At 71.4% G+C, this 24498-nt stretch carries 26 protein-coding genes and 1 riboswitch; of the genes, 4 read left to right on the top strand and 22 right to left on the bottom strand.

Features of this window, described 5'->3' with window-relative positions; all coding sequences use genetic code 11:
• Positions 1–72: 72 nt before the first annotated feature.
• From metK to pyrR, 13 genes are all read right to left on the bottom strand, one after another.
• Complete coding sequence (gene metK, locus IEZ12_RS17960) at positions 73–1284, bottom strand: methionine adenosyltransferase (RefSeq protein ID WP_100585113.1); 1212 nt, start codon at positions 1282–1284, stop codon at positions 73–75.
• A 234-nt stretch (positions 1285–1518) separates the two neighbouring features.
• Positions 1519–2745: a bifunctional phosphopantothenoylcysteine decarboxylase/phosphopantothenate--cysteine ligase CoaBC gene (gene coaBC, locus IEZ12_RS17955; RefSeq protein ID WP_189272892.1), complete on the bottom strand. Its 1227-nt coding sequence runs from the start codon at positions 2743–2745 to the stop codon at positions 1519–1521.
• A 223-nt stretch (positions 2746–2968) separates the two neighbouring features.
• Positions 2969–3235: a DNA-directed RNA polymerase subunit omega gene (gene rpoZ, locus IEZ12_RS17950; protein ID WP_033258145.1), complete on the bottom strand. Its 267-nt coding sequence runs from the start codon at positions 3233–3235 to the stop codon at positions 2969–2971.
• A gap of 52 nt (positions 3236–3287) precedes the next feature.
• On the bottom strand, positions 3288–3845 hold the full coding sequence (gmk, locus tag IEZ12_RS17945; protein ID WP_043908490.1) for a guanylate kinase: 558 nt from the start codon (positions 3843–3845) through the stop codon (positions 3288–3290).
• A 48-nt stretch (positions 3846–3893) separates the two neighbouring features.
• Positions 3894–4220 (bottom strand): integration host factor, actinobacterial type, encoded by a 327-nt coding sequence (gene mihF / locus IEZ12_RS17940; RefSeq protein ID WP_043908492.1) that lies wholly within the window; start codon positions 4218–4220, stop codon positions 3894–3896.
• A gap of 229 nt (positions 4221–4449) precedes the next feature.
• Positions 4450–5289, bottom strand: a complete 840-nt coding sequence (gene pyrF / locus IEZ12_RS17935) for an orotidine-5'-phosphate decarboxylase (protein WP_189272891.1) — start codon at positions 5287–5289, stop codon at positions 4450–4452.
• Positions 5290–5337: 48 nt separating this feature from the next.
• Complete coding sequence (locus IEZ12_RS17930; protein WP_189272890.1) at positions 5338–6435, bottom strand: quinone-dependent dihydroorotate dehydrogenase; 1098 nt, start codon at positions 6433–6435, stop codon at positions 5338–5340.
• A gap of 78 nt (positions 6436–6513) precedes the next feature.
• Positions 6514–9822, bottom strand: a complete 3309-nt coding sequence (gene carB, locus IEZ12_RS17925) for a carbamoyl-phosphate synthase large subunit (RefSeq protein ID WP_189272889.1) — start codon at positions 9820–9822, stop codon at positions 6514–6516.
• A complete protein-coding gene (gene carA / locus IEZ12_RS17920) occupies positions 9815–10972 on the bottom strand; it encodes a glutamine-hydrolyzing carbamoyl-phosphate synthase small subunit (RefSeq protein WP_189272888.1) in 1158 nt (385 codons plus the stop codon). Before carA ends, carB begins: the two co-directional genes overlap by 8 nt.
• Positions 10969–11526 carry a PH-like domain-containing protein gene (locus tag IEZ12_RS17915; protein WP_043908500.1) on the bottom strand — a complete coding sequence of 186 codons (558 nt, stop codon included), beginning with the start codon at positions 11524–11526 and terminating at the stop codon, positions 10969–10971. The genes carA and IEZ12_RS17915 overlap by 4 nt, the downstream gene beginning before the upstream one ends.
• Entirely contained in the window at positions 11526–12818 is a 1293-nt protein-coding gene (locus IEZ12_RS17910; protein WP_100585107.1) for a dihydroorotase, read from the bottom strand. Before IEZ12_RS17910 ends, IEZ12_RS17915 begins: the two co-directional genes overlap by 1 nt.
• Complete coding sequence (locus IEZ12_RS17905; RefSeq protein WP_100585106.1) at positions 12815–13807, bottom strand: aspartate carbamoyltransferase catalytic subunit; 993 nt, start codon at positions 13805–13807, stop codon at positions 12815–12817. The genes IEZ12_RS17910 and IEZ12_RS17905 overlap by 4 nt, the downstream gene beginning before the upstream one ends.
• A 6-nt stretch (positions 13808–13813) precedes the next feature.
• A complete protein-coding gene (gene pyrR, locus IEZ12_RS17900) occupies positions 13814–14425 on the bottom strand; it encodes a bifunctional pyr operon transcriptional regulator/uracil phosphoribosyltransferase PyrR (RefSeq protein ID WP_073816829.1) in 612 nt (203 codons plus the stop codon).
• A gap of 260 nt (positions 14426–14685) precedes the next feature.
• Between pyrR and bldD the strand changes: the two genes are divergently transcribed.
• Entirely contained in the window at positions 14686–15189 is a 504-nt protein-coding gene (gene bldD, locus IEZ12_RS17895; RefSeq protein WP_043908507.1) for a transcriptional regulator BldD, read from the top strand.
• Between the two features lie 85 nt (positions 15190–15274).
• Here the strand turns inward: bldD and IEZ12_RS17890 are convergent, their stop codons facing one another.
• From IEZ12_RS17890 to IEZ12_RS17870, 5 genes are all read right to left on the bottom strand, one after another.
• Positions 15275–16129, bottom strand: coding sequence for a DUF8829 domain-containing protein (locus tag IEZ12_RS17890; RefSeq protein ID WP_189272887.1), 855 nt, complete (start codon positions 16127–16129; stop codon positions 15275–15277).
• A 100-nt stretch (positions 16130–16229) separates the two neighbouring features.
• Positions 16230–17063 carry a thioesterase family protein gene (locus IEZ12_RS17885; RefSeq protein ID WP_189272886.1) on the bottom strand — a complete coding sequence of 278 codons (834 nt, stop codon included), beginning with the start codon at positions 17061–17063 and terminating at the stop codon, positions 16230–16232.
• Positions 17064–17211: 148 nt separating this feature from the next.
• Entirely contained in the window at positions 17212–17649 is a 438-nt protein-coding gene (gene nusB / locus IEZ12_RS17880) for a transcription antitermination factor NusB (protein WP_043908514.1), read from the bottom strand.
• A 2-nt stretch (positions 17650–17651) separates the two neighbouring features.
• Positions 17652–18215 (bottom strand): elongation factor P, encoded by a 564-nt coding sequence (efp, locus tag IEZ12_RS17875; RefSeq protein ID WP_043908517.1) that lies wholly within the window; start codon positions 18213–18215, stop codon positions 17652–17654.
• Positions 18216–18284: 69 nt separating this feature from the next.
• On the bottom strand, positions 18285–19391 hold the full coding sequence (locus IEZ12_RS17870; RefSeq protein WP_189272885.1) for an aminopeptidase P family protein: 1107 nt from the start codon (positions 19389–19391) through the stop codon (positions 18285–18287).
• 135 nt (positions 19392–19526) lie between these two features.
• Between IEZ12_RS17870 and rpmG the strand changes: the two genes are divergently transcribed.
• The gene (rpmG, locus tag IEZ12_RS17865) at positions 19527–19691 is read left to right on the top strand and encodes a 50S ribosomal protein L33 (protein ID WP_189272884.1); all 165 of its coding nucleotides are present in this window, start codon (positions 19527–19529) and stop codon (positions 19689–19691) included.
• A 47-nt stretch (positions 19692–19738) separates the two neighbouring features.
• Complete coding sequence (locus IEZ12_RS17860) at positions 19739–19981, top strand: type B 50S ribosomal protein L31 (protein WP_073816854.1); 243 nt, start codon at positions 19739–19741, stop codon at positions 19979–19981.
• Between the two features lie 82 nt (positions 19982–20063).
• Here the strand turns inward: IEZ12_RS17860 and IEZ12_RS17855 are convergent, their stop codons facing one another.
• Positions 20064–20642: a helix-turn-helix domain-containing protein gene (locus tag IEZ12_RS17855; RefSeq protein ID WP_189272883.1), complete on the bottom strand. Its 579-nt coding sequence runs from the start codon at positions 20640–20642 to the stop codon at positions 20064–20066.
• Positions 20643–20758: 116 nt separating this feature from the next.
• On the opposite strand from IEZ12_RS17855, the gene IEZ12_RS17850 reads away from it, so the two are divergent.
• Positions 20759–21604 (top strand): DMT family transporter, encoded by an 846-nt coding sequence (locus IEZ12_RS17850; RefSeq protein WP_189272882.1) that lies wholly within the window; start codon positions 20759–20761, stop codon positions 21602–21604.
• Between the two features lie 22 nt (positions 21605–21626).
• Here the strand turns inward: IEZ12_RS17850 and nicT are convergent, their stop codons facing one another.
• The 3 genes from nicT to IEZ12_RS17835 all read right to left on the bottom strand — a co-directional run.
• A complete protein-coding gene (nicT, locus tag IEZ12_RS17845; RefSeq protein ID WP_373295489.1) occupies positions 21627–22775 on the bottom strand; it encodes a Nickel transporter NicT in 1149 nt (382 codons plus the stop codon).
• Positions 22774–22969, bottom strand: a riboswitch (cobalamin riboswitch). Its footprint overlaps the gene before it by 2 nt.
• A 79-nt stretch (positions 22970–23048) precedes the next feature.
• A complete protein-coding gene (locus tag IEZ12_RS17840) occupies positions 23049–23741 on the bottom strand; it encodes a DUF6445 family protein (protein WP_189272880.1) in 693 nt (230 codons plus the stop codon).
• Between the two features lie 95 nt (positions 23742–23836).
• Positions 23837–24498 (bottom strand): Fpg/Nei family DNA glycosylase (locus IEZ12_RS17835; RefSeq protein WP_229847639.1); only part of this gene is annotated, 662 nt, incomplete at its 5' end.

The following is a 24498-nucleotide window of genomic DNA, read 5'->3' as shown; positions in this document are numbered from 1 at the left end:
GCCGCCGACACAACGACGACGCCGCCCGTCGAGGGGGAATCCCCTCGACGGGCGGCGTCGTCGAGAAAACGATCAGCCGGCGACGGCGGCCTTCAGCGCGTCGACCCGGTCGGTGCGCTCCCAGGTGAAGTCCGGCAGCTCGCGGCCGAAGTGGCCGTACGCGGCGGTCTGGGAGTAGATCGGCCGCAGCAGGTCCAGGTCGCGGATGATCGCGGCCGGGCGGAGGTCGAAGACCTTGCTGACGGCTTCCTGGATCGTCAGCACCGGGACGGTCTCGGTGCCGAAGGTCTCCACGAACAGGCCCACCGGCTCGGCCTTGCCGATCGCGTACGCGACCTGCACCTCGGCGCGCTTGGCGAGGCCGGCGGCGACGATGTTCTTCGCCACCCAGCGCATCGCGTACGCGGCGGAGCGGTCGACCTTGGACGGGTCCTTGCCGGAGAACGCGCCGCCACCGTGGCGGGCCATGCCGCCGTAGGTGTCGATGATGATCTTGCGACCGGTGAGGCCGGCGTCGCCCATCGGGCCGCCGATCTCGAAGCGGCCGGTCGGGTTGACCAGCAGGCGGTAACCCTCGGTGTTCAGCTTGATGCCCTGGTCGGCGAGCGCCTTGAGCTCGGGCTCGACCACGAACTCCCGGATGTCCGGGGTGAGCAGCGACTCCAGGTCGATGTCCGAGGCGTGCTGCGAGGAGACCACCACGGTGTCCAGGCGCACGGCGCGGTCGCCGTCGTACTCGATGGTGACCTGGGTCTTGCCGTCGGGGCGCAGGTACGGGATGGTGCCGTTCTTGCGGACCTCGGTCAGGCGGCGGGAGAGCCGGTGCGCCAGGGTGATCGGCAGCGGCATCAGCTCGGGAGTGTCGTCGCAGGCGTAGCCGAACATCAGGCCCTGGTCGCCGGCGCCCTGGCGGTCCAGCTCGTCCTCGACATCGCCCTCGACCCGGTGCTCGTGGGCGGTGTCGACGCCCTGCGCGATGTCCGGGGACTGCGAGCCGATCGACACCGACACGCCGCAGGAGGCGCCGTCGAAGCCCTTCTTCGACGAGTCGTAGCCGATCTCCAGGATCTTCTCCCGGACCAGCTGGGCGATCGGCGCGTAGGCCTTGGTGGTGACCTCACCGGCGATGTGCACCAGGCCGGTGGTGATCAGGGTCTCCACGGCGACGCGGGAGGTCGGGTCGTCCTTGAGGAGGGCGTCCAGAATGGTGTCGCTGATCTGGTCAGCGATCTTGTCGGGGTGGCCCTCGGTGACGGACTCCGAGGTGAACAGGCGGCGAGACACAGCGCTCCCTGGGGTTGCAGCGGCTGCTGACTGAATGCGCTCGGAAGTCCCGAGGCATCCGGAAAGACTTGATTCCTGCTGTGGAGTGTAACGGTCGGCTACCGATCACGGACACTCTCCGTGCGCTTCGAACGTGTCCGCGATACGGATCACATCGGGGTGAAACCGGCGGAAACATTGCCGGAACACCCCGAGCCGGACCCAACTGCCGGGACTGTGCCGGGCGTTGGGGACTCAGCCGGCCGACCGGTCGGCCGGGTCGGCCGGCCGGGCGGCGACCTGGTCCCAGATCGCGTCGGCCAGCACCTCCTTCGGACCGTCCGCAATGTGGACCTCCGAGCCGTCGGCGCCGAGCAGCACGGCGCTGTTGGTGTCCTGGCCGAACGCCTTGCCGTCGCCGACCTCGTTGACCACCAGCAGGTCGCAGCCCTTGCGGGCGAGCTTGGCGCGGCCGTTGGCGAGCACGTCGTCGGTCTCGGCGGCGAAGCCGACCACCAGCTGCCCGGGGCGGGCCCGGTCGGCGGAGATCTCGGCCAGGATGTCGGGGTTGCGGACCAGCACGATCGGCGCGGGCTCGACCCCGTCCACCTTCTTGATCTTGCCGGTGGCGTACTCGGCGGGCCGGAAGTCGGCGACCGCGGCGGCCATCACCACCGCGTCGGCCTCGGCAGCGGCCTTCAGCACGGCGTCGCGCAGCTGCAGCGCGGTGCCGACCCGGACCACGTCCACCCCCGCCGGGTCGGGCAGCGCGGTGTTCGCGGCGACCAGGGTGACCCGGGCGCCCCGGGCGGCGGCGGTGGCGGCCAGCGCGTAGCCCTGCTTGCCGGACGAGCGGTTGCCGAGGAAGCGCACCGGGTCCAGCGGCTCCCGGGTGCCGCCCGCCGAGACCACCACGTGACGGCCCGCCAGGTCCTGCGTCAGCGAACCGCGGGCCAGCACCCGCCGGCAGGCGGCGAAGATCTCGGCCGGGTCGGGCAGCCGGCCCTTGCCGGTGTCCACGCCGGTCAGCCGGCCCACGGCGGGCTCGATGACGATCGCGCCGCGGCGGCGCAGCGTGGCCACGTTCTCCTGGGTGGCGGGGTGCTCCCACATCTCGGTGTGCATGGCGGGCGCGAACACCACCGGGCAGCGGGCGGTCAGCAGGGTGTTGGTGAGCAGGTCGTCGGCGAGGCCGTGCGCGGCCTTGGCGAGCAGGTCCGCGGTGGCCGGGGCGACCACCACCAGGTCGGCCTGCTGCCCGATCCGCACGTGCGGGACCTCGTGCACCCGCTCCCACGTCTCGGTGGCGGCGGGCCGGCCGGACAGCGCCGCCCAGGTCGCCTCGCCGACGAAGTGCAGCGCGGCGGCGGTCGGCACCACCTGCACCTGGTGCCCGGACTCGGTGAACCGGCGCAGCAGTTCGCAGGCCTTGTAGGCGGCGATCCCGCCGCTGACACCGAGGACGACACGGGGCGCGGTCATGGCGGTCGATTCTCCTAACGACGGGTCAACCCGCCCACCTTACGACCCGCCGCCGGACCGCTGCGACGTGTCGACGCGCACATGCCCACCCGCCTCCGCGCCCGCACAAGCCCCGCCCGCACCCGGCCGCACGGGCCTGCGCACCCCCGCACAGGCCCGCACATGCCGAAGGCCCGCCCGACGCACAGGGCGTCGGACGGGCCTTCGAACGGGACGCGGGGGCTCAGACGCCCTCGACCGCCTCGGCGGTGAGCAGGCCGGCGTTGATCTCGCGGAGCGCGATCGACAGCGGCTTCTCGTGCACGTGGGTGTCGACCAGCGGGCCGACGTACTCCAGCAGGCCCTCGCCGAGCTGGGAGTAGTACGCGTTGATCTGGCGGGCCCGCTTGGCCGCGTAGATCACCAGGCTGTACTTGGAGTCGGTGGCCTCGAGCAGCTCGTCGATCGGCGGGTTGATGATGCCCTCGGGCGCGGTCATCGAAGAGGACACGCTGAACCTTCCGAAGTGGTTTTCATGGATTGGCTGGATGCAGCCGATCCGGTCAGGCTACACCGAGCAAGGCTAGCAGTTCGGCCGCTACCTGCTCGACGGAGGTGTTGACAAGCGTCGTGTCGAACTCCGCCTCGGCGGCCAGCTCGATCCGGGCCGCCGCCAGCCGCTCGTCGATGACGTCCTGCGACTCGGTGCCGCGGCCGGTGAGCCGGCGCACCAGCTCCTCCCAGCTCGGCGGGGCCAGGAAGACCAGCTGGGCCTCGGGCATCGACTCCTTGACCTGCCGGGCGCCCTGGAGGTCGATCTCCAGCAGCACCGGCTCGCCCTTGTCGAGCTTCTCGACGACCGCCTGGCGCGGGGTCCCGTACCGGTTGCCGGCGAACACCGCCCACTCCAGCAGTTCGCCGTTGGCGACCAGCTTGTCGAACTGCTCGTTGTCGACGAAGTGGTACTGCACTCCGTCGCGCTCGCCCGGGCGCGGGTGACGGGTCGTCGCCGACACCGACAGCCAGACCTCGGGGAACTGCTTCCTCATATGAGCGACGACCGTGCTCTTGCCGACCCCGGAGGGGCCGGAGAGCACGGTCAGCCGCGGACGCTCACTCATGTACCGATTATCCCGGATCGCGGAGGTTTCTCCGACACCGGCCTCCGTTCAGGAGGTGGCGCCGCCGAACTCCCGCTCCAGGGAGGCGATCTGGTTCGTACCGAGGCCCCGCACACGACGGCTCTCGGAGATGCCGAGGCGCTCCATGATCTGCTTGGCGCGGACCTTGCCGACACCCGGCAGGGACTCCAGCAGAGCGGAGACCTTCATCTTGCCGATGACCTCGTCGTCGGACTTGCCGGCCTTGATGACGTCGTGCAGCGAGGCGCCCGAGTGCTTCAGCCGGTTCTTGACGTCGGCACGCTTCCGGCGAGCCTCGGCGGCCTTGGCGAGCGCGGCGGTGCGCTGTTCGGGAGTAAGGGGCGGAAGAGCCACGCCGTTCACCTCAGGTGTGGATGGAAGGGATGAGCCATGACTGGGTTGTGCCCGGACGCCACAGGCTCTGACCTGCGACGGTGGCCGGAACCACCGCCAACTGGCGTCCTACCGCCGGACACTACCCAACTTGGGCCGCCGCGTCAGGAAAAGAACACGAAAAGTCCAGGTCAGCAGGTGCTGACCCGGGACTTATCCGGGCAAATCAGCCGAGTTGGCCACCCTCGACTCACGCGTTTGTGACGGCCCTCACATCATCGACGAACACCTGCGCGGCCTGTCGCAGCGCCGCCACCGACGGTCCGTGCTTCAGCACGTCACGGCTCACACTGGGCACCACGTTGCGCACCTGGTCGCCGAACACCCGCGGCAGGTCCTGCGCGGTGGCGCCCTGCGCGCCCACGCCGGGGGCCAGCAGCGGGCCGTTGATCGCCAGGTCCACGCCCGCGTCGGCGAGCGTCGCGCCGACCACCGCGCCGAACGAACCCAGCGGCGCCGCACCGGAGTTCTCCGCCGCGAGCCGCCGCAGCACGGCCTGCGCGACGCTCTCGCCGTCCGCGCCGACCGCCCGCTGCACCTCGTGGCCCTCGGGGTTGGAGGTGAGCGCCAGCGCGAACAGGCCGCAGCCGTTGCGGTGCGCCAGGTCGACGGCCGGCTGCAGCGAACCGAAGCCCAGGTACGGGCTGACGGTGAGCGCGTCGGAGAACAGCGGGCTGTCCGGCGACAGGAAGGTCTCCGCGTAGGCGGCCATGGTGGAGCCGATGTCGCCGCGCTTGGCGTCCATCAGCACCAGCGCGCCGGCCTCCCGGGCCTCGGCGACGGTGCGCTCCAGCACCGCGATGCCGCGGCTGCCGAACCGCTCGAAGAACGCCGACTGCGGCTTCAGCACGGCGACCCGGTCGGCCAGCGCCTCCACCACGGTCCGCGAGAAGCTCTCCAGGCCGGCCAGGTCGTCGTTCAACCCCCATGCGGTGAGCAGCGAGCCGTGCGGGTCGATGCCGACGCAGAGCTGGCCGCGGGTGTCGAGGGCGGTCCGCAGGCGGGTGCCGAACGGCGTGATGTCAGTCATCGGTGTCTTTCCTCAGTCTCAAGAATGTGGTCGCCGTCCGAACAGGATCTAGCGGATGCCCTTGCCGACCGCCTCGCCGATCGAGGCGTAGCCGGCGGCGCGCAGGCGGGCGGACAGGCCCTTGTGGAGCTTGCGCATCCAGAACGGGCCTTCGTAGATGAACGCGGAGTAGCCCTGGACCAGGTCGGCGCCGGCCAGGATGCGCTGCCAGGCGTCCTCGGCGGTCTCGATGCCGCCGACCGAGACGATCGTCAGGCGGCCCTCGGTGCGCTTGCGCAGCCGCTCCAGCACCTCCAGCGAGCGGGCCTTCAGCGGGGCGCCGGACAGGCCGCCCATGCCGATCTCCTCGATCCGCGCGGCGGGCGTCCGCAGGCCCTCGCGGCCGATGGTGGTGTTGGTGGCGATGATGCCGTCCAGGCCGAGGTGCAGCGCCATGTCGGCGATCTCGTCGATGTCCTCGTCGGCGAGGTCGGGGGCGATCTTCACCAGCAGCGGCACGTGGTGCGTCGTCACCTCGTCGGCGGCCTTGCGGACGTCCCACAGCAGCGGGCCGAGCACCTGCACGGCCTGCAGGTTGCGCAGGCCCGGGGTGTTCGGGGAGGAGACGTTGACGACCAGGTAGTCGGCGTACGGCGCCAGCGCCTTGGCGGACTTCAGGTAGTCGGCGGTGGCCTCGTCCTCGGGGACGACCTTGGTCTTGCCGATGTTGACGCCGATCACCGGGGTGTTGCTGGTGTGCGCGCGGGCGGCGAGGCGGGCGGCGACCCGGGCGGAGCCCTGGTTGTTGAAGCCCATCCGGTTGATCAGCGCCCGGTCCTCGACCAGGCGGAACAGTCGCGGCGCGGGGTTGCCGGGCTGGGGCTCGCCGGTGACGGTGCCGATCTCGACGTAGTCGAAGCCGAGCATCGACAGGCCGTCGATGCCGATGCCGTTCTTGTCGAAGCCCGCGCCGAGGCCGAACGGGCCGGGCAGGTCCAGGCCGAGCGCGGCGGTGCGCAGCTTCGGGTCGCGCGGGGCGAGGACGGCCCGCACCAGCGAGCGCAGGCCGGGCACCGAGTGGGCCAGCCGGATCCAGAAGAACGCCAGGTGGTGGGCCTTCTCCGGGTCCATCTTCTTGAACAGCAGGTTGAACAGCAGCTTGTACACCAAAGGCCTCCGACGGCTGGGCTCGGGCATGGACGTGGGGGGCACCCGACGTGCGGTGTGCCCCCCACGGTTGTCGACCTAGTTGCGGCCGGAGTTGATCAGCGCCGCGTGCTCCTGCAGCGACATCACGCCGACCTCGCCGCGCAGCAGCGCGTCGATGCCCTGCACGGCCGCGCCCATCGCCTGCACGGTGGTCAGGCAGGGGACGCCGCGGGAGACCGCGGCGGTGCGGATCTCGTAGCCGTCCATCCGGCCGCCGGTGCCGTACGGGGTGTTGATGATGAGGTCGATGGCGCCCTCGTGGATCAGCTGGACGACGGTCTTCTCGCCGCCCGCGCCCTCGCCCTCGGAGTGCTTGCGCACCACGGTGGCGGGGATACCGGCCCGCTGCAGCACCTCGGCGGTGCCGGTGGTGGCGAGCAGTTCGAAGCCGAGCTCGACCAGCGCGCGGGCCGGGAAGACCAGGTTGCGCTTGTCGCGGTTGGCGACCGAGACGAACACCTTGCCGCTGGTGGGCAGGGCGCCGTACGCGCCGGTCTGGGACTTCGCGTAGGCGGTGCCGAAGACCCGGTCGATGCCCATGACCTCGCCGGTGGAGCGCATCTCCGGGCCGAGCACGGTGTCGACGCCGCGGCCGTGCACGTCGCGGAAGCGCGACCACGGCATCACGGCCTCCTTGACGGAGATCGGCGCGTCGGCGGGCAGCGTGCCGCCGTCGCCCTCCCGGGGCAGCATGCCCTCGGCGCGCAGCTCGGCGACGGTGGCGCCGAGCGAGATCCGGGCGGCGGCCTTGGCCAGCGGCACGGCGGTCGCCTTGGAGGTGAACGGCACGGTGCGGGAGGCGCGCGGGTTGGCCTCCAGCACGTACAGGATGTCGCCGGACAGCGCGAACTGGATGTTGATCAGACCGCGCACCCCGACGCCCTTGGCGATGCCCTCGGTGGCGGCCCGCAGACGCTTGATGTCGTACCCGCCGAGGGTGATCGGCGGCAGCGCGCACGCGGAGTCGCCGGAGTGGATGCCGGCCTCCTCGATGTGCTCCATGACGCCGCCGAGGTACAGCTCCTCGCCGTCGTACAGGGCGTCCACGTCGATCTCGACCGCGTCGTCCAGGAAGCGGTCGATCAGCACCGGGTGCTCGGAGATCAGACCGGCGTGCCGCTCCAGGTAGGACGCGAGCGAGGCCTCGTCGTAGACGATCTCCATGCCGCGGCCGCCGAGCACGTAGGACGGGCGGGCCAGCACGGGGTAGCCGATCTCGTCGGCGATGGCCTTGGCCTCGTCGAAGGAGAAGGCGGTGCCGTGCTTGGGCGCGGGCAGGCCCGCGTCCTTCAGCACCCGGCCGAACGCGCCGCGCTCCTCGGCGAGGTGGATCGCCTCGGGCGAGGTGCCGACCACCGGCACGCCGTTGTCCTTGAGCGACTGCGCCAGGCCCAGCGGGGTCTGGCCGCCGAGCTGCACGATGACGCCGGCCAGCGGGCCGGCCTGCTGCTCGGCGTGGACGATCTCCAGCACGTCCTCCAGGGTGAGCGGCTCGAAGTACAGCCGGTCGGAGGTGTCGTAGTCGGTGGAGACGGTCTCCGGGTTGCAGTTGACCATCACGGTCTCGTACCCGGCGTCGGCCAGCGCGAAGGAGGCGTGCACGCAGGAGTAGTCGAACTCGATGCCCTGGCCGATCCGGTTCGGGCCGGAGCCCAGGATGATCACGGCGGGCTTGGTGCGCGGCGCGACCTCGTTCTCCTCGTCGTAGGACGAGTAGAAGTACGGGGTCTTCGCGGCGAACTCGGCGGCGCAGGTGTCGACGGTCTTGAACACCGGGCGGATGCCGAGCGCGTGCCGCACCTCGCGGACCACGTCGGGCTTCAGGCCGCGGATCTCGCCGATCTGCTGGTCGGAGAAGCCGTGCCGCTTGGCGTGGCGCAGCAGCTCCGGGTCGAGCTTGTCGCCCTCGCCGAGCTCGACGGCGATCTCGTGGATCAGGAAGAGCTGGTCGACGAACCACGGGTCGATCCTGGTGGCGTCGAACACCTCCTCGGGGGTGGCGCCGGCCCGGATCGCCTGCATGACGGTGTTGATCCGGCCGTCGGTCGGGACGACGGCCTTGGCCAGCAGCTCCGCCTTGTCGCCGGGCTCGCCGGTGAAGGCGAACTGCGAGCCCTTCTTCTCCAGCGAGCGCAGCGCCTTGTTCAGCGCCTCGGGGAAGTTGCGGCCCATCGCCATGGCCTCGCCGACCGACTTCATGGTGGTGGTCAGCGTGGCGTCGGCGGACGGGAACTTCTCGAACGCGAACCGGGGCACCTTGACGACCACGTAGTCCAGGGTCGGCTCGAAGGAGGCCGGGGTCTGCTCGGTGATGTCGTTGGGGATCTCGTCCAGCGTGTAGCCGACGGCCAGCTTGGCGGCGATCTTGGCGATCGGGAAGCCGGTGGCCTTCGAGGCGAGCGCGGAGGAGCGCGAGACGCGCGGGTTCATCTCGATGACGATGACCCGGCCGTCCTCGGGGTTGACCGCGAACTGGATGTTGCAGCCGCCGGTGTCGACGCCGACCTCGCGGATCACGGCGATGCCGATGTCGCGCAGGATCTGGTACTCGCGGTCGGTGAGGGTCATCGCCGGGGCGACGGTGATCGAGTCACCGGTGTGCACGCCCATCGGGTCGAAGTTCTCGATCGAGCAGACCACGACGACGTTGTCGTTCTTGTCGCGCATCAGCTCCAGCTCGTACTCCTTCCAGCCGAGGATGGACTCCTCCAGGAGCACCTCGGTGGTCGGCGAGAGGGTCAGGCCCTGGCCGGCGATCCGGCGCAGGTCCTCCTCGTCGTGCGCGAAGCCGGAGCCGGCGCCGCCCATGGTGAAGGACGGGCGCACGACGACCGGGTAGCCGCCGAGGGTGTCGACGCCGGCGAGCACGTCCTCCATCGAATGGCAGATCACCGAGCGGGCGGACTCGCCGTGGCCGATCTTGGCGTTGACGGCCTCGACCACGCCCTTGAACAGCTCGCGGTCCTCGCCCTTGTTGATCGCCTCGACGTCAGCGCCGATCAGCTCGACGTCGTACTTGTCGAGGGTGCCGGCCTTGTGCAGGGAGATCGCGGTGTTCAGCGCGGTCTGGCCGCCCAGGGTCGGCAGCAGCGCGTCGGGGCGCTCCTTGGCGATGATCTTCTCGACGAACTCCGGGGTGATCGGCTCGACGTAGGTGGCGTCGGCGATCTCCGGGTCGGTCATGATGGTCGCCGGGTTGGAGTTGACCAGGATGACCCGCAGCCCCTCCGACTTGAGGACCCGGCAGGCCTGCGTACCCGAGTAGTCGAACTCCGCCGCCTGGCCGATGACGATGGGGCCGGAGCCGATCACCAGGACGGACTTGATGTCGGTGCGCTTAGGCACGCTGGGCCTCCATAAGGCTGACGAAGCGATCGAAGAGGTAGGCGGCGTCGTGCGGGCCGGCTGCCGCTTCGGGGTGGTACTGCACGCTGAAGGCGGGGATGTCGAGTGCCTGCAGGCCCTCGACCACGTCGTCGTTGAGGCAGACGTGGGAGACCTCGACCCGCCCGAAGGGGGTGTCGCTCACCTTGTCCAGCGGCGCGTTCACGGCGAAGCCGTGGTTGTGGGCGGTCACCTCGACCTTGCCGGTGGTGCGGTCCTGCACCGGCTGGTTGATGCCGCGGTGGCCGTACTTGAGCTTGTAGGTGCCGAACCCGAGGGCCCGGCCGAGGATCTGGTTGCCGAAGCAGATGCCGAAGAACGGGGTCTTCTTCGCCAGCACCTCGCGCAGCACCTCGACCTGGCGGTCGGCGGTGGCCGGGTCGCCCGGGCCGTTGGAGAAGAACACGCCGTCGGGCTGGACGGCGTAGATGTCCTCGGCGGTGGAGTTGGCGGGCAGCACGTGCACCTCGATGCCGCGCTCGGCCATCCGGTGCGGGGTCATGCCCTTGATGCCGAGGTCGACGGCGGCGACGGTGAACTTCTTCGCACCGATCGCGGGGACGACGTAGGCCTCCTTGGTGGCGACCTCGGCGCACAGGTCGGCGCCCTTCATCTCCGGGGCCTGCTGCACCTTGGCGAGCAGCGCCGCAGGGTCGTCCGCGGCCGGGCCGGAGAAGATGCCGACCCGCATCGCGCCGCGCTCGCGCAGGTGGCGGGTCAGCGCGCGGGTGTCGATCCCGCTGATGCCGACCACGCCCTGGCGCTCCAGCTCCTCGTCCAGCGAGCGCCGGGAGCGCCAGTTGGAGGCGACCCGGGAGGGGTCGCGGACGACGTAGCCGGCGACCCAGATCTGCTGCGACTCGTCGTCCTCGTCGTTCCAGCCGGTGTTGCCGATCTGCGGGGCCGTCATCACGACCACCTGGCGGTGGTACGACGGGTCGGTCAGGGTCTCCTGGTAGCCGGACATGCCGGTGTTGAAGACCGCCTCGCCGAAGGTCTCGCCGATCGCGCCGTAGGCCTGGCCGCGGAACGTCCGGCCGTCCTCCAGGACGAGCACGGCGGGCACTCGCTCCCGCCTGGTGCGCTGCGTGGTGGGGGCAGGTGCGGTCATGTCGCGGCCTCTTCCGTCTTCTTCGTGCTCGTACGTGTTACCAGTGCCCCGACGGCCTCGACCCAGGCGTCGTGCTCGGCTGCGGAATCCAACCGGAAACCGCTTTCCAGTTCGCTGTCCCCGTGCGTCCAGCCGACCACCAGCAGGCCCGAGGGGACCACCTTGCCGGCGATGCCGGAGTCGGTGCGGGCGCCGGTGAGGGCGCCGGCGGGGATCCACAGGTCGGCCGCGCCGGGGCGGCGGGCCAGCAGGCCCTGTTCGGTGAGGGTCAGCTCGGCCAGGCTGCGGGTGCCCAGGTCGTGGGCGACGACCCGGTCCAGCCAGTTCCCGGCGCTGGTGGAGCCGTGGTACCGGCCGGGGCCGGCCAGCAGGGCCTCACCCGGCTGCTCGGGCGCGGCGGGCAGTTCCGGCAGGTCGGACTGGAGGGTGCGCCGCCAGTTCCAGCCCTGCCGCATCAGCCAGTAGACCAGCGCGACCAGGATCAGCAGGCCGACCGTCGCACCGATGTACCCGGGCCAGTCGGTCACCCGGCCCTTCTCGGTGGCGAGCAGCATCAGCGCTCGACCAGTTCGCCCGCGAGGACGGTGGCCTCGCCGCGCAGGAAGGTGGCGTGCACCCGTCCGGGCAGGTCCATGCCCTTGTAGGGGCTGTTGCGGGAGCGCGTGGCGAAGGTGTCGGGGTTCACGACTCCACGGTACGCGGGATCGAAGAGCACCAGGTTGGCGGGCTCGCCCACCGAGACCGGACGCCCGTGGCCGGCCAGCCGGCCGATCCGCGCCGGGCGGTGCGACATCCGGTCCGCGACGCCCTCCCAGTTCAGCAGGCCGGTCTCGACCATGGTCTGCTGGACGACCGACAGCGCGGTCTCCAGGCCGACCATGCCCATCGCGGCGACCGCCCACTCGCAGTCCTTGTCCTCCGACGGGTGCGGGGCGTGGTCGGTGGCGACGGCGTCGATGGTGCCGTCGGCCAGCGCGCCGCGCAGCGCCTCCACGTCCGCGGCGGTGCGCAGCGGCGGGTTGACCTTGTACACCGGGTCGTAGCTGCGGACGAGTTCGTCGGTGAGCAGCAGGTGGTGCGGGGTGACCTCGGCGGTGACGTTCCAGCCCTTGCCCTTGGCCCAGCGGACGATCTCCACCGAGCCGGCCGTGGACAGGTGGCAGATGTGCACCCGGGAGCCGACGTGCGCGGCCAGCAGCACGTCCCGGGCGATGATCGACTCCTCGGCGACGGCGGGCCAGCCGCCGAGGCCGAGCTCGCCGGAGACCAGGCCCTCGTTCATCTGGGCGCCGGCGGTCAGCCGCGGCTCCTGGGCGTGCTGGGCGACGACGCCGTCGAAGGCCTTCACGTACTCCAGCGCGCGGCGCATGATCACCGCGTCGTCGACGCACTTGCCGTCGTCGGAGAACACCCGCACCCCGGCGGCGGAGTCGTGCATCGCGCCGAGCTCGGCGAGCTGCTTGCCCTCCAGGCCGACGGTGACGGCGCCGACCGGCTGCACGTCGCAGTAGCCGTACTCCTGGCCGAGCCGCCAGACCTGCTCGACCACGCCGGCGGTGTCGGCGACCGGGAAGGTGTTGGCCATCGCGTGCACCGCGGTGTAGCCGCCCATGGCGGCGGCCTGGGTGCCGGTCAGCACCGTCTCGGCGTCCTCGCGGCCGGGCTCGCGCAGGTGGGTGTGCAGGTCGACCAGGCCGGGCAGGGCGACCAGGCCGGTGGCGTCGATCTCGATGTCGGCCTGGACGTCGAGCTGCTCGCCGATCGCGGCGAACACGCCGTCGGCCAGGTGGATGTCCTGCGGGGCGCCGCCGAGGATCTGGGCGTTGCGGATCAGGTAGGTGGTCACTGGGCGGCCTCCGGGGTGTCGGTGGTGCGGGCGGAGTCGGCTGAGCCGTCGGCGAAAACCGCGCCGCCGAGCAGCAGGTACAGGACGGCCATGCGGACCGAGACGCCGTTGGCGACCTGCTCGACCACGGTGCAGCGCGGCGAGTCGGCGACGTCGGCGGTGATCTCCATGCCGCGGACCATCGGCCCGGGGTGCATCACGATGGCGTGCTCCGGCATGGTGGCGAGGCGCAGCCCGTCCAGGCCGTAGCGGCGCGAGTACTCGCGCTCGGTGGGGAAGAAGGCGGCGTTCATCCGCTCGCGCTGCACCCGCAGCATCATCACCGCGTCGACCTTCGGCAGGACCGCGTCCAGGTCGTAGGAGACCTGGCAGGGCCAGGTGTCGATGCCGATCGGCAGCAGCGTCGGCGGGGCGACGAAGGTGACCTCCGCGCCGAGCGTGGTCAGCAGGTGCACGTTGGAGCGGGCGACCCGGCTGTGCAGGATGTCGCCGACGATGGCGATCTTCCGGCCGGCCAGGTCGCGGCCGAGGCCCGGGTTGAGGTGGCGGCGCATGGTGAACGCGTCCAGCAGCGCCTGGGTGGGGTGCTCGTGGGTGCCGTCGCCGGCGTTGATGACGCTGCCGTGCAGCCAGTCGGAGCCGGCCAGCCGGGCGGCCGCGCCGGAGGCGTGGTGACGGATCACCACGGCGTCGGCGCCCATCGCCTGGAGGGTCAGCGCGGTGTCCTTGAGGCTTTCGCCCTTGGAGACCGAGGAGCCCTTGGCGGAGAAGTTGATGACGTCCGCGGACAGCCGCTTCTCGGCGACCTCGAAGGAGGTCTTGGTGCGGGTGGAGTCCTCGAAGAACAGGTTGACGACGGTGCGGCCGCGCAGCGTGGGGAGCTTCTTGACGGCCCGACCGGAGAGCTGGGCGAGCTCCTCGGCGGTGTCCAGGATCAGCAGCGCGTCGTCGCGGCTGAGGTCGGCGGCGGAGACGAGGTGGCGCTTCACGCGGGTTTACTCCGGGAGCTGGGGATCGGCGGCAAGGGCCTGGGAGGAGCGCGCGGCGTAGTCGCGGTCGCCGAGCAGGACGGCGTCGCGGCCGTCGGTCTCGGAGAGCTGGACCTGCACGGCCTCGCGCAGCGAAGTGGGCAGGTTCTTGCCCACGTAGTCGGCGCGGATCGGGAGTTCGCGGTGTCCGCGGTCGACCAGCACGGCGAGCTGCACGGCGCGCGGGCGGCCGATGTCGCCGAGCGCGTCGAGGGCGGCCCGGATGGTGCGGCCGGAGAACAGCACGTCGTCGACCAGGATCACCAGCTTGCCGTCGATGCCGTCGGCGGGGATCTCGGTGTGCTCCAGGGCCCGGGCGGGCTTCAGCCGCAGGTCGTCCCGGTACATGGTGATGTCCAGCGTGCCGAACGGGATCTCCCGGCCGGTGATCTGGGTGAGCTTGGCGCGCAGCCGGCGGGCCAGGTGGACGCCGCGGGTGTGGATGCCGAGCAGCACGACGTCCTCGGCGCCCTTGGCGCGTTCCACGATCTCGTGGGCGATCCGGGTGACGACCCGGGCGACGTCGGTGGCGTCCAGCACCTGGTGCGGGGCGCGCGGAGCAGAACTGGGAGTGGTCATGCCGAAGCGGACCTCCTTCCCCGCCTCACGGGACGGGCCTTAAAGGATGTCTAAAGGGGTTTCCGGCCGCAGCCAGAACTTCGCTCATCGTAGCAGTGCGCTGATCTCGACCCGTTCGACACGCGTTCGCACGAGTGCCCCATTCGGCTTGACGCGCCACCCTCACTCTACGTAACCTCACAGTGAGTTACGAAGGTGCCCCGTCGTGGGCGCTCGTCACTCCCATTTCAGCGCACGCGCAATCTCGTCCGGGGAGATCCATGTCCAGCGACTACGCGAAGCAGCTCGGGGCCAAGCTCCGGGCGATCCGCACTCAGCAGGGTCTCTCCCTGCACGGCGTCGAGGAGAAGTCCCAGGGTCGCTGGAAGGCTGTCGTCGTCGGCTCCTACGAGCGCGGCGACCGCGCCGTCACGGTGCAGCGCCTCGCCGAGCTGTCCGAGTTCTACGGCGTCCCGGTGCAGGAGCTGCTGCCCGGCGGCACCCCGGGCGGCGCGGCCGAGCCGCCGCCGCGCCTGGTGCTCGACCTGGAGCGCCTGACCCAGGTCCCGTCCGAGAAGGCCGGCCCGCTGCAGCGCTACGCCGCGACCATCCAGTCGCAGCGCGGCGACTACAACGGCAAGGTGCTCTCGATCCGCCAGGACGACCTGCGCACGCTGGCCGTGATCTACGACCAGTCCCCCTCGATCCTCACCGAGCAGCTGATCAGCTGGGGCGTGCTGAACCCGGACGCGCGGCGCGCCGTCCGCGAGGACGACGCGAGCTGAGCCTGCGCGCTCCGAAAAGTTCTGAAGAAACGTCACAGCGGGGCGGGCCGCCGGTTCTCCGGCGGCCCGCCCCGCTGTCGCATGCTCAGACCACGGTGCCGAGGCTGAACCCCGGACCGGCCGGGACGCCGTCCACCGCGAGCTCGGCCGGCGACCAGTCGAAGCCGGTGCTGCGCCAGGCCCACGCGACCTGCCGGTACTCGCCGCACACCGCGCCGGAGCCCTGCGTCCCGTGCAGCACCGCGACGCCCGGCAGTTCGCCGTACAGGCCCGCGCAGAGCACCGCGGTGATCAGGTCGAGGTCCTCGTCGTGGATCCGGACCGCGCCGTCCTCCCAGTGCAGCACCCGGGCGTGCGCCTCCAGCGGCCCGCCGGGGGCGTCCACCGCGACCCGGAACTCGTACGCGCCGCAGCCGGCGCCGACCAGCACCCGGCGGAACACCTCGGAGGCCTGCTGGTACGTCCAGCGCACCCGCGGGTCGGCGGCGGCCAGCTCCGCCTCGCACAGCGCGCCGTCCATCACCAGGTCGGCGTGGCGCAGCGTCAGGCCGCCCTCGCGGGCCCGGACCAGGCGCGGCACGAAGTCGGCCAGGTCCTCGCCGCGGTAGGTGACCAGCTGGGTCTGCAGCGGCGGGTTGACCAGGTAGCCGTCCCGGGCGGCCTGGTCGCCGGGGTCGACGCCGTGCAGCAGGCAGTAGTCCGCGAAGTCGTCCGGGTGGAACATCCGGGCCCGGACGGTCGCGTACCCGTCGACCGCCTCGGCCAGCAGCCCGGCGGCCTCCCGCAGGTAGGTGTCGTAGTCCGGCGCGTCGGTGAGCTGCCACTCCCGCGCCCGGGCGAAGTCGGCCTCGTCGGTCAGGATCCCGGTGACGAAGGCCTCGTCGCTGCGGCGCGAGGGCTCGGCACCGCAACGGCGCGGCCGGCGGCTGTTCCTGGACATCGGTGGCTCCCGGGGATCTCGGTCGAGCAACTGCTGACCCACTTCTCCCCATCCGCACCCGTCCCACACACACGGGCTGTCACAACTCTGCAACCGACCGTCAGGAACGGTCCTGCCGCGGGGTCTTGGCGAGCTGGCGGGACTGGGCGACCAGGCGGCCGTCCTCGTCCCAGATCTCGCAGTCCTCCTCGAAGTAGCCGCCGGCCACGTTGCGGGTGGCGTGCGAGACCCGCAGCCAGCCGTCGGCGGGCAACGCCCGCAGGTGGACGGTCAGTTCGATGGTGGGGGCCCAGCCGGGGCGGCCCAGGTCGAAGGTGACCGGGGGCAGCGCGTCGGCGGTGAGCAGCAGCGACAGCGGGTCGGCGGGGCGGCCGTCGGCCAGCTTGAACCAGCCCTGGATGCGGCCCTCCTTGGACGGTTGGCCGAGCGCCCAGCCGACGGTGGCCGGGTCGAGGCGCAGGTCCATCCGCTGCAACAGGGCGGCCTGGGAGATGAGTTCCTTGGGCGCGTGCTCGATCCCTATGCACTGTTCGGGGGCGGGCAGCACGGGCGGCACGGCGGTGGTGGCGACCTCGCCGTCGAGGGCAGCGAGGTCGGTGAAGGCGGCGGTGACCCGCAGCCGCTCCTCGCCGTCCTGGGAGAGGATCGCGCTGCCGGTGGCCAGGGTACGGCCGCGGCGCATGATCTCGGTGCGGACGGTGGCCGGCCCGGGGCGGGACGGCGAGATGTAGGTGCCGCTGACGGTCAGCGGGTGCGGGTGGCCGGGCCCGGCCTCCAGGGCGAGGGCGTGCGCGGCGAAGGCGAGCAGCAGTCCGCCGTTGACGCCGCCGCCGATCTGCCAGCCGTCGCCGAGTTCACCGTCGTAGCGGCCGGGCTCGTCGGGGTGCGGGGTGAGCGCGATGCCCCGGTCGAACTCGCTGGTGGTCTCCGGCATGGCTGAGGCCCTTCTGCGCAGGCGCGAAACTCATTACTTGCCGGTAGCTTACGCGCGAAGGCCGCCGGACCAACAGGTCCGACGGCCTTCGCGACGCCCACGTGATGTGGACTCAACGATGTGTCCACATGCAGGTCAGGCGAAAAAATCAGCGCCGAATGGTCGGCTTGAGCTCCAGGAACCGGGCGAGCAGACCGTTCACGAAGGCCGGCGACTCGTCCGTGGAGTACTCCTTGGCGATCTCGACGGCCTCGTCCAGGACGACCGCGTCGGGGGTGCCGTCCTCCCAGATCAGCTCGTACGTGCCGAGCCTCAGGACGTTGCGGTCCGCGATCGGCATCCGGTCGAGCGTCCAGCCCACCGCGTAGGTGGAGATCAGGTCGTCGATGGTGCGCGCGTGCTGCGCGTAGCCCTCGACCAGCTGCATGGTGTACTCCGCGACCTGCGGAATGCCCTCGTCCGGACGGGGGTCGCGCGAGCGCGCCACCCAGTCGGCGAGCACCCGCTCGGGGGACACGCCGCGGTGGTCCGCCTCGAACAGGATCTGGAAGGCCCGGGTGCGGGCCTTGGTGCGAGCAGAGGCCACGATTACTTGACCCGGCCGAGGTAGCTGCCGTCGCGGGTGTCGACCTTGACCTTCTCGCCGGTGGTGACGAACAGCGGCACCTGGATCTCGGCGCCGGTCTCCAGGGTGGCGGGCTTGGTGCCACCGGTGGAGCGGTCGCCCTGCAGGCCCGGCTCGGTCTCGGAGATGACCAGCTCGACCGCGGCGGGGAGCTCGATGTACAGCGGGACGCCCTCGTTCTGCGCGACCAGGGCCTCGAAGCCCTCCAGCAGGTACTTGGCGGCGTCGCCGACGGTGGCGGCGTCGACCGGGACCTGGTCGTAGGTGTCCATGTCCATGAAGATGAAGGTCTCGCCGTCGCGGTACGAGTACTGCATCGTCCGCTTGTCGACGTTGGCGGTCTCGACCTTGATGCCCGCGTTGAAGGTCTTCTCGACGACCTTGCCGGTGAGGACCTCCTTCAGCTTGGTGCGAACGAAGGCCGGGCCCTTGCCGGGCTTGACGTGCTGGAACTCGACGACGGACCAGAGCTTGCCGCCGTCCAGCTTGAGGACCATGCCGTTCTTGAGATCGTTCGTGGTAGCCACGGGCGCACTTACTCCTGATATGTCCGCTGTCAAAGAACACCAAGCAGTGCGCCGCCGCAGCCTGTGGGACTACAGCGCGAGGAGCTCCTTGGTGGTGATGGTGAGCAGCTCGGGCCCGCCCTCCTCGGGAGGCCGCACCACGAGCGTGTCCTCGATCCGGACTCCGCCGCGACCCGGGAGATGCACTCCTGGACCGACGGTGACCGGCACGCGATTGTCCAGTTTACCCATGTCGGCGGGGCCGAGGCGCGGAGCCTCCCTGATCTCCAGGCCGATGCCGTGTCCCAGCGGGTGGACGGCGTGCTCGGCGCGGCCCGCGGCCTGCAGGATCGAGCGGGCCGCGTCGTCCGGGACGTGCTGCTCGACGCCCGGCCCGAGCGCCTCCCGACCGGCCCGCTGGGCCCGGAACACCAGGCGGTGCAGCTCGACCTGCCAGGCGGCCGGGGCGGCGCCGATCACGAAGGTGCGGGCGGTGGAGATGCCGTAGCCGCGGTACTGCGCACCCAGGGCGACGGTGAGGAAGTCGCCCTCCTCGACCCGGCGGTCGGTGGGCTGGTGGCGCTCCAGGCCGGAGTGGCTGCCGGTGCCCACGGAGACCGGGAAGGCGGCCCGGTCGGCGCCGTGGTCGATCATCCGGCGCTCCAGTTCCATCGCCAGGTGGCGTTCGGTGCGGCCGACCAGGATCGATTCGAGCAGCTCGCCGAGCGCCTGGTCGGCGATCTCGGCGGCGATCCGCAGGTCGGCGAGCTCGTGCTCGTCCTTGACCACCCGCAGCCGCTCCACCGCCCGGTCCAGGTCGAGCAGCCTGGCCGGGGCGGCCAGCCGGCCGACGGCGCGGTGCCGGTCGACCGTCAGGTCGTGCTCCTCGACGGCGAGGTCCGCCACCCGCAGCCGGGCCGCGGCCTCGGCGGCGGCGACCGCGGCGTCGGTCTCGGCGGGCACCGGCAGCCGGGTGACCTCCTCGTCCACCTCGCGCTCCACCGCCTCCTCGGGCGGCACGTCCTCCGGCAGCGCGAGCACCGCCCGCTCGCGGGTGAGCAGCAGCGCGGCGCCGCACGGCGGGCAGCCGGTGAGGTAGCGGACGTTCGCGGCGCGCGTGATCAGCGCGGCGTCGGCCCCGGAGGCGCTGCAGTACTCGCGGAGGCGTTCGCGTCGGGCGGCGTGCGCGTCGGACATGTCTCCGAGCCTACGAACGGGTCCGGGGGGCCGCCCGTCGGGACGGGCCCGATCGGTGGGCGGGAATGCGGCGGGGCGGGGCCGTGTTGTGGCCACATGAAAACGGCAATCGTTGCCGGGATTGGGAGGTTCGAGATGGCGCGCAGCGAGCTGCGACCGGTGATCACGCTCCGGTCCACGGCGGGCACGGGCTTCAGTTACGTGACCCGCAAGAACCGCCGGACCAACCCGGACCGGATCGTGCTGCGGAAGTTCGACCCGGTGGTGGGGCGGCACGTGGAGTTCCGCGAAACCCGTTGACGTTCAACGGAATTGAGCAGTTCGAGGGCTTGCAGAAGGAGGAGCAGATGAAGCAGGGAGTGCACCCCGAGTACCGTCCGGTGGTGTTCCGGGACAAGACGGGCGGCCTGTCGTTCCTGACCCGCTCCACCGCGTCGAGCGGTCGGACGGTCGAGTGGACGGACGGGCGGACGTACCCGGTGGTGGACGTCGAGACGTCCTCCGCGAGCCACCCGTTCTACACCGGCAAGGCCCGCCTGCTGGACACTGCGGGCCGGGTGGAGCTGTACCGCCGCAGGTACGGCCTCTGACAGCCGGCGGGCGAAGGGCCCCGGGAGTCTCCCGGGGCCCTTCGCCCATGCCCCGGCCGGGCTGCTCACGTACCGGCCGGCCTCATTTGCCGGGCGGCGGGGGGACGGAGACCACCAGGGTGAGGCGGCAGTCGACGTCGCCCTCGTTGCGGTAGCTGTGGGCGGTGCCGGCCTCGTAGGAGGCGGTGGAGCCGGCCGGGATGCGGTGGGCGCGGCCGTCGAGCACCAGGGTGAGTTCGCCCTCGTCGATCCGGGCGATCTCGACGGTGCCGGCCGGGTGCGGGTCGGAGGCGTGGGTCTCGCCGGGGTGCAGGTGCCAGTTCCACAGCTCCAGCGGGCCGGGGGCCTCGACGCCGTTCAGCAGGACGCCGCTGCCGCCGTCCGGGCCGCTCCACAGCCGCACGGCCTCCTCGGCGGGGACGATCCGCACCACCGAGGTCTCGTCGTAGTCGAGCAGCCGGGCGATCGAGACGCCGAGGGCGTCGGCGAGGCGGACCACGGTGCCGACGCTGGGGTTGGTGCGGGCCTGCTCGATCTGGACCACCATGCCGCGGCTGACGCCGGAGCGGGCCGCGAGGGCGTCCAGGGTGTGGCCGCGTTCGGTGCGCAGCCGCTTGAGGTTGCGGGCGAGGGCCTGGGTGACGAGATCGGGTTCCGGCACGCTTGAGTCCAATATATTGATTGGGTCGGTTCAGGGGGGTGAACTATGCTGCGACCGCACGACAGGTCCACCGACTGTACTGCGGAGTCCACCATGCTGACCCCTCCCGCGCTCTCATGAGCGCCGGCTTCGCCCTGCTCGCCAGCCTGCTCTGGGGCGTCGCCGACTACGGCGGCGGCACGATCACCCGCCGGCTGCCCGCACTCGGCGTCGTGGTGCTCTCGCAGACCGCGGCCGCCCTGGTCCTCGCGGTGGCCGTCACCGCCACCGGCGGCTGGGCGGACGCCGGGCCCGCGCTCTGGTACGCCGTCGCGGCCGGCGTGATCGGGCCGTTCGCCCTGCTCGCCTTCTACCGGGCCCTCGCCCTCGGACCGATGGGCGTGGTCTCGCCGCTGGCCACCGTCGGCGTCCTGGTGCCGATCGGCGTCGGCCTGTTCCTCGGCGAACGGCCGGGCCTCGTCCAGGCGTTGGGGATCCTGGTGGCGATCGCCGGGGTCGCGCTGGCCGGCGGCCCGCAGCGCGGCGGACCGGCCGTGAGCCGCCAGGTGCTCGTCCTCACCCTCTCCGCCGCGCTCGCGTTCGGCGCGGTGCTCGCCCTGATCGCGCACGCCAGCGCCGTCGGCGGACTGCTGCTGACGCTGTGCGTGCAACGACTGACCAACGCCGTCGTCGGCATCGGCATGCTGGCCGCCGCCGCCCGCCGGGAGCCGCTCGGACTGCGCGGCGCGGCCCGCTCGTTGCCGTCGCTGACCGCCGTCGGCGTGGCGGACGTGACCGCGAACGGCCTGTACGCCGCCGCCACCCACCTGGGCTCGGTCGCGGTGGCGGCGGCGCTGGCCTCGCTCTACCCCGTGGTGACGGCGCTGATGGCGCGCGGCCTGCTCAAGGAGCGACTGCTGCGGGTACAGGTGGTCGGCGCCGGGCTGGCCGTGGCCGGAACGCTGATCCTGGCCGCCAGTTGACGCCCTGTCACCCCGTCTCGACTCACGTTGCTCCGACTCCGGAGAACGCCTTGGACCGTCGGGCGATCCGCCAGTAGCCGATCGCCGCCGCCCACACCACCACGAACAGGCCGACGATCACGAAGCCCACGTTGTCCAGGCTGAGTCCGGCGATCCAGCCGGACACCGGATCGTCCAGGCCGAACTTGTCGTGCAGCACCGCGACCAGCTCGATGGTGCCGATCACGAAGGCCACCGCGATCGACAGACCTGTGATGGTCAGGTTGTAGTACACCTTGCGGACCGGGTTGGAGAACGCCCACTGGTAGGCGAAGTTCATGAACGTGCCGTCCAGGGTGTCGAACAGGCTCATCCCGGCCGCGAACAGCAGCGGCAGGCAGACGACCGCGTACCAGGGCAGACCGGACGCCGCGCCCGAGCCCGCCATCACCATCAGGGTGACCTCGGTGGCGGTGTCGAAGCCCAGGCCCAGCACCATGCCCACCGGGAACATCTGACCGGGCCGGGTGATCGACCGGGTCGCCCGGCTCAGCACCCGGGCCAGGAAGCCCCGGGAATCCAGGTGCTTCTCCAGCTCGGCCTCGTCGTACTGGCCGGCCCGCATCGCCCGGAACACCCGCAGGATGCCCAGCAGGGCCACCAGGTTGAGCGCCGCGATCAGGTACAGGAACGCCCCCGAGGCGGTGGTGCCGATGGTGCCCAGCACCTGATGGGTCGTCGAACCCTCGTCCATCAGCGTGCCCGCCAACGCGGCCCCGCCGGCCACCATCGCGGCCATCAGCACCACCATCGAGGAGTGCCCGAGCGCGAACCAGAAGCCCACCGAGACCGGCCGGCGGCCGTCCGCCATCAGCTTGCGGGTGGTGTTGTCGATCACCGCAATGTGGTCGGCGTCGAAGGCGTGCCGCATGCCCAGGGTGTAGGCCGTGATGCCCAGGCCCACGCCGAACACCTGGGTACCCACCTGGTACTTCTCCGGCACCACCAGGAACAGCAGCGTCCCGAACGCCGCCACGTGCAGGGCCAGGATCACCGCCATCAGGCCGGCGGTGCGCCAGGTGTCCTCGCGGCGCCAGCGGAAAGCAGGAACAGGGGAGCCCGGGACGTTTCCGGGCATGGTCGAATCGGACGCGGTCATCCGCGCATCACGCTCCAGCACCTCGTGGATCACTTCGTGAGATGCCGTGGCCGGTCTCCTGGCTGACGGGGTGTTCGGCGTCGGCGCCCGGCCTTCCCGGCCGCGAACGGCCAGTGGCACGAGGTGGGAGCCGACGACTCCCCGATCACAGTGGCGAGGGCCGCTCCGGACTCCTGTGACGAGCACAGTGCACCGGCTTCCCGAACACCACGGCGCGTCCACCGTAGAACCGTCCCGGGCGCAGCGGCAAGACCGGACCCCTCCGGAGGTGTCGCAGATCACCCCGCCCCGCGAGGTGACGGCGGGTCAGGCCATCCAGAAGAACACGCAGGTCATCCGCTTCTCGTCCAGCGTGGTGCCGTAGTACTCGGTGGCGGTGTGCATCAGGTTGGCGGTGTACAGCAGCAGCCGGTTGTAGCGGTGCGGGACGGCCAGGTCCTCGGTGAACGAGTCCGGCGGGACGAAACGGGTGCCGAGTGCGTCCACCAGGTTGTTGTGCGGCGCGACCACGGTGTTCCCGCCGAGTCGGCCGCCCGGCAGGCTCTGCCGGTAGAAACTGGTCCCGCACCGCTTCGGCACGTTCGGGTTGAGGTACAGCACGGCCGCGTACCGGCACAGCGAACGCGAATCGGTGTGCGGACGCGGCTCGCACTCCCCCTCCCCCACCACCTGCACGCAGTTGTGGTTGAACGTCCCGCCCTCGGCCTCGCTCAGCGCCCAGATCCGCGACGCCCCCACGGTCTCCCGCACCAGCTTCTCGACGTACGCCAACTCGTCCGGCTCCAGGCCCGGCATCCCCCGCAGCCCCGGCCAGGACTCCGGCTTGTGCGGATACCCCTCGTCCCAGTCGGTACGGGCCAGGTGCCGGGCGCGCACCGCGTCCGGATCCGGCAGTACGTCGTCCAGCACCCAGTAATCACGACCCTTGGTGGGTTTGCGGTACGGCAGGACCGGAAGGACCGGGGCCGGACGCGCCCCTCGGAACGGTTGTGCGGACATGAACCCGACAATAGGAGCGGGCTCCGGGGCCCTCGCCCAAGGAGCGGTCAACCTTCCGTCAAGGCTTCCCCGCAACCCGATTTGGTGACGGAGCGTCAGGATTGCTGGCAGCGGGGGCACCAGAACAGGTTCCGGGCCGCCAATTCCTCCGTCCGCACCGGGGTTTCGCACACCAGGCACGGCTGGTCCTGCCGCCGGTACACGTACACCTCACCACCGTGGTCGTCCACCCGCGGAGCCCGCCCCATCGCCTCCGGCGTGTGCTCAGGCCGGACGGTGTCGATCCGCCCCGCCGCGACACCCTCCCGCATCAGCGCCACCAGCTCCGACCAGATCGCGTCCCACTCCGCCCGGCGCAGCTCCCACCCCGCCCGGTGCGGACTGATCCCCAACCGGAACAGCACCTCCGCGCGGTACACGTTGCCGACACCCGCCAGCACCTTCTGGTCCATCAACAACGCGGCCACCGACGTCCCACTCCGGGAAATCCGCTCCCACGCCGCGTCCCCGACCTCCCCCGCCCGCAACGGATCCGGCCCGAGCCGCCGGTGCAACGCCGCCTTCTCCCCCGGCGTGATCACCTCGCACGCCGTCGGCCCCCGCAGATCCGCGAACCCGCTCTCGTTCACCATCCGCAACCGCACCTGCCCGACCGGCGCCGGCGCCTCCCCCACCCCGAACTCGTACTTCCCGTACAACCCCAGGTGCACATGCAGCCAGTCGTCCCCGAACCCCAGGAACAGATGCTTCCCGTGCG

The sequence above is a fragment of the Kitasatospora griseola genome, from assembly GCF_014648555.1.
In the GTDB taxonomy this organism is placed as follows: domain Bacteria; phylum Actinomycetota; class Actinomycetes; order Streptomycetales; family Streptomycetaceae; genus Kitasatospora; species Kitasatospora griseola.
This window is presented reverse-complemented; position numbering and strand designations above follow the sequence as displayed.

Coding starts and splice junctions, on each gene's coding strand:
- coaBC (WP_189272892.1), bottom strand. CDS start 2,745: ATGACCGCGCCCCGTGTCGTCCTCGGTGTCAGCGGCGGGATCGCCGCC.
- gmk (WP_043908490.1), bottom strand. CDS start 3,845: ATGAGTGAGCGTCCGCGGCTGACCGTGCTCTCCGGCCCCTCCGGGGTC.
- pyrF (WP_189272891.1), bottom strand. CDS start 5,289: ATGACTGACATCACGCCGTTCGGCACCCGCCTGCGGACCGCCCTCGAC.
- carA (WP_189272888.1), bottom strand. CDS start 10,972: ATGACCGCACCTGCCCCCACCACGCAGCGCACCAGGCGGGAGCGAGTG.
- IEZ12_RS17915 (WP_043908500.1), bottom strand. CDS start 11,526: ATGCTGCTCGCCACCGAGAAGGGCCGGGTGACCGACTGGCCCGGGTAC.
- pyrR (WP_073816829.1), bottom strand. CDS start 14,425: ATGACCACTCCCAGTTCTGCTCCGCGCGCCCCGCACCAGGTGCTGGAC.
- bldD (WP_043908507.1), top strand. CDS start 14,686: ATGTCCAGCGACTACGCGAAGCAGCTCGGGGCCAAGCTCCGGGCGATC.
- IEZ12_RS17890 (WP_189272887.1), bottom strand. CDS start 16,129: ATGTCCAGGAACAGCCGCCGGCCGCGCCGTTGCGGTGCCGAGCCCTCG.
- IEZ12_RS17885 (WP_189272886.1), bottom strand. CDS start 17,063: ATGCCGGAGACCACCAGCGAGTTCGACCGGGGCATCGCGCTCACCCCG.
- IEZ12_RS17870 (WP_189272885.1), bottom strand. CDS start 19,391: ATGTCCGACGCGCACGCCGCCCGACGCGAACGCCTCCGCGAGTACTGC.
- rpmG (WP_189272884.1), top strand. CDS start 19,527: ATGGCGCGCAGCGAGCTGCGACCGGTGATCACGCTCCGGTCCACGGCG.
- IEZ12_RS17860 (WP_073816854.1), top strand. CDS start 19,739: ATGAAGCAGGGAGTGCACCCCGAGTACCGTCCGGTGGTGTTCCGGGAC.
- IEZ12_RS17850 (WP_189272882.1), top strand. CDS start 20,759: ATGAGCGCCGGCTTCGCCCTGCTCGCCAGCCTGCTCTGGGGCGTCGCC.
- IEZ12_RS17840 (WP_189272880.1), bottom strand. CDS start 23,741: ATGTCCGCACAACCGTTCCGAGGGGCGCGTCCGGCCCCGGTCCTTCCG.